Origin of the sequence: Streptomyces sp. NRRL F-5135 (assembly GCF_000719775.1) — a bacterium.
Lineage (GTDB): Bacteria > Actinomycetota > Actinomycetes > Streptomycetales > Streptomycetaceae > Streptomyces > Streptomyces hebeiensis.
Window position 1 is genome coordinate 109,103 of the sequence record NZ_JOHR01000024.1, and the last position, 8,025, is coordinate 117,127.

At 71.3% G+C, this 8,025-nt stretch carries 9 protein-coding genes and 1 riboswitch; of the genes, 1 reads left to right on the forward strand and 8 read right to left on the reverse strand.

Annotated elements, in window-relative coordinates; translation table 11 throughout:
- Window positions 1-128: 128 nt before the first annotated feature.
- Window positions 129-226, reverse strand: a riboswitch (glycine riboswitch).
- A gap of 131 nt (window positions 227-357) precedes the next feature.
- Window positions 358-765 carry a PRC-barrel domain-containing protein gene (locus IG02_RS0131695; protein ID WP_030755720.1) on the forward strand — a complete coding sequence of 136 codons (408 nt, stop codon included), beginning with the start codon at window positions 358-360 and terminating at the stop codon, window positions 763-765.
- Here IG02_RS0131695 and IG02_RS0131700 read toward each other — a convergent pair.
- The 8 genes from IG02_RS0131700 to IG02_RS0131735 all read right to left on the reverse strand — a co-directional run bounded on the left by IG02_RS0131700 (window position 651) and on the right by IG02_RS0131735 (window position 7,819).
- A complete protein-coding gene (locus tag IG02_RS0131700) occupies window positions 651-2,384 on the reverse strand; it encodes a DNA polymerase IV (RefSeq protein ID WP_078854987.1) in 1,734 nt (577 codons plus the stop codon). The two genes, IG02_RS0131695 and IG02_RS0131700, sit on opposite strands and share 115 nt — an antisense overlap.
- Window positions 2,385-2,499: 115 nt before the next feature.
- The gene (locus tag IG02_RS0131705; RefSeq protein WP_030755724.1) at window positions 2,500-3,069 is read right to left on the reverse strand and encodes a MerR family transcriptional regulator; all 570 of its coding nucleotides are present in this window, start codon (window positions 3,067-3,069) and stop codon (window positions 2,500-2,502) included.
- A gap of 182 nt (window positions 3,070-3,251) precedes the next feature.
- Window positions 3,252-3,725 carry a bifunctional nuclease family protein gene (locus tag IG02_RS0131710; RefSeq protein WP_005475662.1) on the reverse strand — a complete coding sequence of 158 codons (474 nt, stop codon included), beginning with the start codon at window positions 3,723-3,725 and terminating at the stop codon, window positions 3,252-3,254.
- 53 nt (window positions 3,726-3,778) lie between these two features.
- Window positions 3,779-4,522: a MerR family transcriptional regulator gene (locus IG02_RS0131715; protein WP_030755729.1), complete on the reverse strand. Its 744-nt coding sequence runs from the start codon at window positions 4,520-4,522 to the stop codon at window positions 3,779-3,781.
- A 16-nt stretch (window positions 4,523-4,538) separates the two neighbouring features.
- Window positions 4,539-5,366, reverse strand: coding sequence for an FHA domain-containing protein (locus IG02_RS40030; RefSeq protein ID WP_234314986.1), 828 nt, complete (start codon window positions 5,364-5,366; stop codon window positions 4,539-4,541).
- Window positions 5,367-5,514: 148 nt separating this feature from the next.
- Window positions 5,515-6,393: a DUF881 domain-containing protein gene (locus IG02_RS0131725; RefSeq protein WP_051765978.1), complete on the reverse strand. Its 879-nt coding sequence runs from the start codon at window positions 6,391-6,393 to the stop codon at window positions 5,515-5,517.
- A 167-nt stretch (window positions 6,394-6,560) separates the two neighbouring features.
- Window positions 6,561-6,893, reverse strand: coding sequence for a small basic family protein (locus IG02_RS0131730; protein WP_030755737.1), 333 nt, complete (start codon window positions 6,891-6,893; stop codon window positions 6,561-6,563).
- Complete coding sequence (locus tag IG02_RS0131735) at window positions 6,890-7,819, reverse strand: DUF881 domain-containing protein (RefSeq protein ID WP_037804819.1); 930 nt, start codon at window positions 7,817-7,819, stop codon at window positions 6,890-6,892. The genes IG02_RS0131730 and IG02_RS0131735 overlap by 4 nt, the downstream gene beginning before the upstream one ends.
- Window positions 7,820-8,025: the final 206 nt, after the last annotated feature.

Here is an 8,025-nt window from a genome sequence, read left to right on the forward strand (position 1 = left end):
GGCACCCGGACGGCCTCCCCCTCTGTCATCTCGACCTGAGAGCTTCACCGGCCCGCCGCACACGGTCCGGCTTTCACCGTCGGTGAGAGCGGGAGCCGTCCGACGCCCGCCCTGCTTTCCAGAGTGACCTCGTCCATGCGGTACGGGTGCCTGAGAGATTCCGGGGAGGATTTGCTCCTTCGGCGCCCCCGGCCATCTCTCCGGAGGACTCTCCCGCATGGGGTCAGCAGCCGACTGCCAGCCTACCAGCGCGGTGTTACAGGCGGCTTTCGAGTGGCCGACGCCCGAAATCTGCACTTTGGTATTCCGTAGCGACCAGTGCGACCAACGCGACCAGTGCGACCGAAGGGAGCGACGGTGGAAACCGACATCGATCCGCGCAGCCTGATAGGGCGCAAGGCATTCGACCGGGACGGCCGCAAGATCGGCACGGTGGACGAGGTGTATCTGGACGACGCGACCGGCGTCCCCGAATGGGCGGCCGTCCGCACGGGAATCTTCAGCCGCGACGCCTTCGTCCCCCTCGCGCCCAGCACACTGCTGGACGGCGGGCTGCGCGTCCCCTTCGGCCGCGCCCTGATCAGGGACGCGCCCGACTTCGGCGTAGGGCGTCACCTCTCACCCGAGCAGGAGCTGGAGCTCTACCACCACTACGGACTCCCCCTCCCCGCTCCGGAGCCGGCCGACCCGGCCGACCCGTCCGCCTCCCTGTCGGACCGTGACGCGGAGCGCGGCTTCGGGCGCCTCGCCGACCAGGACGACTGACCCTCGGCAGGCCCCGCCGCACCGCCCACCGTCGCGTCGTCCCGCGTACCGCCCCCGGCCCTTCCCTCCGGTCCCGGCCCCCCTTCCGCCCCGTCCGCGGTTGCTTCGCGCTCGTTCCCCCCACCCGTCACGGCCGCGTCCGCGTCGGCCGGCCCCACAACCGCGCCCGCCACCGCCCCCGGTATGAGGGGCAGCGGATCGGAGAGCTCGAGATCGGGGTCGTCGACCCAGAAGGTGCGCACCCGCCCGGGCGCGGAGCCCGGTTCCTCGAACCGTACGGTCACCCTCCCCAGCCCGCTGCCCTGCACCCAGCCCGCCCCGAACGCGGCGTGGCGCACGTCGTGACCGGCGGGGAAGCGCCGCTGCGCGGGCCCCTCCCCGGCGTCGGCCGACGCCGGTCCCGCCACGACCGCCGGTCGGTCATCCGCCGTGCTCCCCGCTTCCCCGCCTCCGGCGTCCCCGCCTCCCGCCGCCGGGTCCGCCGGCGGCGCCGGGGTGCCGCCCCCAACGGCGCTCCCCTCGCCGACCCTGCCGACGGGGGCGTCGGCCGCCGCCTGGGCGAAGAGGTCCTCCTGCGTGTAGTCGGCCAGCCCCGTCACGCCCACCCCCAGCAGCCGCACGCCGCCGGTGGTGTCCACCGCCTCCAGCAGCCGCGCCGCCGCCTCACGCACCACGACCGGGTCGTCCGTGGGCCCGCGCAGCGTGTCCGACCGCGTCAGCGTCGAGAAGTCGTACCGCCGGACCTTGAGGACCACCGTCCGCCCGGACCGCCCCGCGTCCCGCAGGCGCCGCACGCACCGCTCCGCGAGCCGCTCCACCTCGGCACGCACCCGCACCCGGTCGTGCAGGTCGACGTCGAAGGTGTCCTCCACCGACACGGACTTGGCGTCACGCTCGGAGACCACCGGCCGGTCGTCGTGGCCCCGCGCCATCCGGTACAGCGACGCTCCGTGCGCCTTGCCCAGCAGCCGTACGAGCTCGTCCTCGCCCGCCTCGGCCAGATGCGCGACCGTCGTCATCCCTGCCCTGCGCAGGTGCTCACCCGTCGCCGGTCCCACCCCGGGCAGCGTCCGGACCGTCAGGGGTCCCAGCATCTCCCGCTCGGAGCCGGGCGGGATGATGACCAGACCGTCGGGCTTGGCCTGCTCGGAGCCGATCTTGGCGAGCATCTTGGACCCCGCCAGCCCCACCGACCCGGCCAGCCCGGTGGCCGCCCTGATGTCCGCGCGCAGCCTCTCACCCGACGCTCGCGCCGAGGCGGTGTCGTCCGCCGCGCCGCCCGCCTCCAGGTCCACGAACGCCTCGTCCAGGCTCAACGGCTCCACCAGCGGGGAAAGCCTGCTCAGCAGCTCCATCACCTGGTCGCTGACCTCGCGATAGAGCCGGAAGCGGGGGGTGAGGAAAGCCGCGTTCGGCGCCAGCCGGCGCGCCTGGGCCATGGGCATGGCCGAGTGCACCCCGAACCGCCGCGCCTCGTACGACGCCGTCGAGACCACCCCGCGCGGACCGAGCCCGCCGACGATCACCGGTTTTCCGCGCAGACTGGGCTTGGCCGCCTGCTCCACCGCGGCGTAGAAGGCGTCCATGTCCAGATGCAGGATCGTCGGTGCGGTTCTCACACTGCCGATCGTCCCTCACGCCACTGACATTCGGCTTCCGTCGTCCGGGCCGGGTGCCCGGTACGTCCGGGGTGGCCACGTCCGCCGCGAACCGAGCCCCAAAAAAGGCGCGCGGTCAGACCGCCCGGTCTCGGCGGCGCCTGGCCAGTTCGTCCGCCGGGTTGTTCCCGATCAGCGTCTCGCCGGTGTCGACCCGCTCCCCGTGCAACTGCGAGAGCGCGGCCTCCACGTCCCGCCACACGACCCCCACGGCGATCCCGAAGACCCCCTGGCCCCCTTGGAGCAGGCTGACCACCTCGTCGGGAGAGGTGCACTCGTGGACGGTCGCGCCGTCGCTCATCAACGTCATCCGCTCCAGATCCTGGAACCCCCGCGCGCGCAGGTGCTGGACCGCGGCCCTGATGTTCTGCAGGGCGACCCCGGTGTCCAGGAACCGCTTCACGATCTTGAGGACGACGACGTCCCGGAAGCTGTACAGGCGCTGCGTGCCCGAACCGTAGGCCGGCCGGACACTCGGCTCGACCAGTCCCGTACGCGCCCAGTAGTCCAGTTGGCGGTAGGTGATGCCCGCCGCGGCGCAGGCGGTCGGGCCTCGGTATCCGACCGTCTCCGCGCCGGGGCCGGCCGCGCTGCTGTGAAGCGGAAACGGCCCGCTCGCCGCCGTACTGTCGCCGCTGCTTCTCACGCCGACCCTCCGTCCTTGACCTGCCTTGTCGAAGGTAGGCAGTCACCCGGGGTGCGTCAACGATCGCCACACTCGCCACGCCGGGTGATAATCACCCTGAGTGTGGTTTCCCGTGCCCTCTTCCGGGGAAAGGCTGACCGAATGTTCGCCGGCAGCGGGCCGACGGGGCGCTCACCGGCGTCTCACTGGCTGTTGGTCCCGAAGTCCTCCGGCGAGATCTGGTCGAGGAACTCGCGGAACTTCTCCACCTCGTCCTCCTGCTCGTCCGGGATGGCGATACCGGCATCGTCCAGGACCCCGTCACTGCCGAAGATCGGCGTACCCGTGCGCAGCGCGAGCGCTATGGCGTCCGACGGCCTGGCGCTCACCTCGACCCCGCTCGCGAAGACCAGCTCCGCGTAGAAGACCCCTTCGCGCAGGTCCGTGATCCGGACCTCGGTGAGCTCCTGGCCCACCGCTTCCAGCACGTCCTTGAAGAGATCATGGGTCAGCGGCCGGGCCGGGGCCATGCCCTGCTGGGCGAAGGCGATCGCGGTCGCCTCCCCCGGTCCGATCCAAATGGGGAGGTACCGGTCGCCTCCCACTTCACGCAGGAGCACGATCGGTTGGTTGGAGGGCATTTCCACCCGGACACCCACTACGTCGAGCTCGTTCACACAGCAACCCTAGGACGTGCCCGGCCGGTTTGGGTAGTCGGACTCCTCCACGGTCAGTGGCGGCGGGTCCCCAGGGCCGATCTGACCAGTGCCGCGTGCAGCCGGACGGAGAGAGCGGCCAGTTCCCGCATGGTGGCCTCGGCGTGGGCCCTGGTCTGCGGATTACGGTGCCGGCGCAGCGGGGCCACCACCTGTTCGAGCAGGCCGGCCTCGCGCTCGGCCGCCGCTTTCACCAGCCTGAGATGCCGGGGTTCCAGACCGAACTTCCCCAGATCGGCGAGCAGCTTCGCCACCGTGGCGGACTCGGCGTCGTACCCGCCGTCCGGCATCGGGGGGAGCAGGCCGTACGACTCCCACTCCGCGAGCATGGCCTCGTCGGCCCCGGCGGCGGCCAGCAGTTCCTCGCGGCCGACACGTCCGGCGGCCGGAACAACCTGCTCCGCCGCCTCCCAGACGCCGTCGTCCGGTCCTTCGCGCTGCGGGCCGGGCAGCGGTGGCCGCTCGCCCCGCTCCAGGGCGTCCAGATGCTCCCTGATGACCTTCAGGGGCAGATAGTGGTCCCGCTGCATCCGCAGCACCTGAGCGAGCCGCTCGACGTCCTCGGGGCTGAATTTCCGGTAACCGGAGGGTGTCCTGCGCGGCTCCACCAGCCCCTCGGACTCCAGGAACCGGATCTTGGAGACGGACACGTCGGGAAACTCGTCCCGCAGCTTCGCCAGCACCACGCCGATGCTCACCAGCGGGGCGCCCAGGGGGGCGGCGCCGTGGCCGGCACCGCCCTTCGGTGTTCCCTGCATGGACCTTCCCCGAGGGTCACACGCCCCGCTGGCTCGCGAAGAAGACCAGCCGGTACTTACCGATCTGGACCTCGTCACCGTTCGCCAGCAGGACCGAGTCGACCTGCTCACGGTTGACGTACGTGCCGTTGAGGCTGCCGACGTCCGAGACCGTGAAACGGCCGTCCGCGCCCCGGCGGAACTCCACGTGCCGACGCGAGACCGTCACGTCGTCCAGGAAGATGTCGCTCTCCGGATGACGGCCCGCGGTGGTCAGCTCGCTGTCCAGGAGGAAGCGGCTGCCCGAATTCGGGCCGCGCCGCACCACCAGGAGCGCTGACCCCAGCGGCAGCGCCTCCACCGCGGCCTGCGCCTCGGGAGTGAGCGAGGGGAGCGCGGTCTGGCCGGTCGCCTCGGAGTCGTAGGCCTCGATGCCCGAGATGGAGATCGTCGAGGTCGTCTCCGAAGCACGCTCCGGGGGCACCCCGCCCCGCAGCGGCGCTCCGCAGTTGGAGCAGAACCGACTGGCCTCGGCATTGCGGTGCCCACACCGCGTACAAACCGGCAAACCGGCCACCGTGGGGTCCTCCTGCCGCGACTGCCCCGCCGGGGCACCTGATGCGTACGGATCCGAGGAACCTATGCGGCCGGAACCAGCAGGGTCAACCGACGACGCGCCGAGGCCCTCGCCGCCCACCTGGTCGCGGAAGAGCGGGCGCTCGCCGCCCGGCTCCTCGCCCTGACCATGGCGCGCGGCACGATGGCGGGCGGAGCCGCCCTCCTCGCGCGCGCTCTTGCCGAACAATTTCGCAAACAACTTCACGGGCGATTCCCCTTGACCGAAACAGACCCGCCCGTGGGGCAGGACGAACCCTGAATGAACACACCTGCCGACCCGGACATCTTGACAACGTCCGAAACCACCGGACAGTTTCCACCACACACCACGCTGACCGTGCGCCGACCCCCCGCAAGCTCATGCCCGCGTCCGGCAGCTGCCATGCACCCCCGCCTCACCGCGATGTCGACCGAGCGTAGTCAGGCCGCTTCGTCGGTCGCAAGGCGTTCACAACGATCTCCTCGGCCCGTGCCACCGTGGCCGTGGCCTGCTCCTTCTCCAGCGTCTGGACCACCCCGCCAGGAATGTTCAGGGCGGGCTCCAGATCCTGCGGTTTGCCGATGACCTTGAAGATGTACGGCGCCTCCACCGGGTTCCCGTCGATCCGCACGTCACCCCCCGTACCCGAGAAGTACGTATCGGCGACCACCCTCACGTCATTGACCTGGATCGCCTCGGCACCCGCGGCCCGCAGCTCCTGAACGGTGTCCAGCAGCATGTCCGGCTCGACGGCGCCGACGGCGTCCTCGACACTCAGCGTGATTCCCGGTCCCTGTGCCGCGACCGTACCCGCCAGGACTCCTAGTTGCTGTTCCTTCTCCAACGTCTGCTTACGCGCCTCCTCCGCCTGGTCCGAACTGTTCTCCAGCTCGGTCCGCTGATCGTCCAGGCGCTGCTTCTCATCCTCAAGACGCTGAGTGCGGTCGTCCAGTTCATCGAGGATGCGCACGAGATCCTCCTGGCGGGCACCCCTGAGCGCGCTGTCGTCGTTATTGGACCGTACCTGAATGGCGAGCCCGAGTCCGAGTCCGAACAGCAGCAGGGCGACGACGAGCTGAGCGCGCGTCACCCGCGGCGGCCACAGCCCGGCGGCCAGCCGCTGGCGCCCGGTGAGCTGTGGGGTCGCCTCAGCCGTACGGGAGCCGGGGGACGTCCGGGAGTCCCCGGGCTCATGGGGAGCAACGGACGTGTGGGGGTCAACGGGCTTGTGGAGGCCTCCGGGCTCAGGGGCGTTCCGCGCCAAGTCCTCGGGCGTACGGGGCTGCTGTGGCATTCGTGACTCCTGCGGAACCTGCTCGCCTCGTGGCGCGCGCGACATCGGCGCGGTGTCCTCGGCACACCGCCGCTCGGCGGTTCCGCGGCTCTCGGGCCCAGTGGTCCCACGGGGCTTTTCCGGCCCGGAGGTCCGGGCGCCGGAGGTCTCGTCCGTACTCATCGGCCTCACGCCCGGAACACATGCCGGCGGATGGCGGCAGCGTTGGAGAAGATGCGGATACCGAAGACGACGACCACACCCGTGGACAACTGCGCTCCCACGCCCAGCTTGTCACCGAGGAAGACGATGAGCGCGGCCACCACCACGTTGGAGAGGAACGAGACGACGAAGACCTTGTCGACGAAGATCCCGTCCAGCATGGCCCGCAGGCCGCCGAAGACCGCGTCGAGAGCCGCCACGACGGCGATCGGCAGATAGGGTTCGACCACCGCCGGGACCTCGGGCCGGGCCAACAACCCGACCACGACCCCCACGACGAGACCCAAAACGGCGATCACGATGTGCCCTTCCCAGTGTCGGCCGTGCTCTGCCCGTTGCCCTTCCCGGCGTCGGCGGCCTTCGGCTCTGCGGTACGTACGATCAGGCTCGGCGCGGCAGGCAGACGCACCTCTTCCTGGCCTGAGAGAGTGGCGCGGACACCGAAGTCCTTCCGCAGGGTGCGCAGGTACTGGCCGTCGGCGCTGTCCTGGAAGGCGGTGCTCAGCTCTGTGCCGTCCCCCACCGCGAGCACCGTGTACGGCGGCACCAGTGGCCTGTTGTCGACCAGTATGGCCTCTCCCGCGGCCCGGATCGCCGAAAGGGACGTCAGCCGCTGGCCGTTGATGGCGACGGCCTCCGCCCCGGCCTCCCACAGGCCGTTGACGACGCGCTGCATGTCCCGGTCGCGGACCCGGCCCGTGTCGGAGAAATCAGCGCTCTCGCGCGGTCCTCCGCCGTCCGACTCGGAGTTCTCGGCGTCGTCCACCACCAGCTTCACGCCCGGTCCCGACACCGGCGTCGCCCCGGAGAGCAGCGCCACCAGCTCGCCCTGCTCGCCACCGTGCTCGCGCAGGGCCGCGCGCTGCCGCGCGCCGACCTCCGCGCGGAGCTCCTCGACCGCGTTCTCCAGCCCGTCCGCCGTGGCCGCCTCGGCGTCGATCCGGTCGATGAGCTCCTCGCGCTCCTTCGCCACGACGGGGGCGGAAATCCGCGCCTGCGCCGCCCCCAGCGTCACCACGAACGCCGCCAGCACGAGGCCCGCGGCCAGCCCCAACTTGGCGCGCAGCGTGCGTGGCAGCCCGCCCTCCTGGGCGTCCCTGCGGGCGGCTGCCTCCGCGTACCCCTCGTCCAGGCTGTGATCCATCACATTGTTCAGCAGCGACATGGACGCGTCGGGACGCGCCGAGGGGGAGCGAGTGCTCCGAACGGGGGGCTGCTGCGACATGCCGCACATCGTCGCACGTCGGAGCCGCTACCGCCGAATGGCCCTACCGGTATGCCGCACGGCCCCTCCCGGCCCGGGCGGCACACCGGTCATACGGTTCCGAACCGCCCTAGGGCGTGTTTCGAAAGTAGCGCCGTCCGCCCGCAGGGCGGGGCTCGCGGCGTCTGGTGCGTGCGATCGCAAGGCGGAGGATCGGCGTCGTCGAT

Coding starts and splice junctions, on each gene's coding strand:
- IG02_RS0131725 (WP_051765978.1), bottom strand. CDS start 6,393: ATGCCACAGCAGCCCCGTACGCCCGAGGACTTGGCGCGGAACGCCCCT.
- IG02_RS0131735 (WP_037804819.1), bottom strand. CDS start 7,819: ATGTCGCAGCAGCCCCCCGTTCGGAGCACTCGCTCCCCCTCGGCGCGT.
- IG02_RS0131715 (WP_030755729.1), bottom strand. CDS start 4,522: ATGCAGGGAACACCGAAGGGCGGTGCCGGCCACGGCGCCGCCCCCCTG.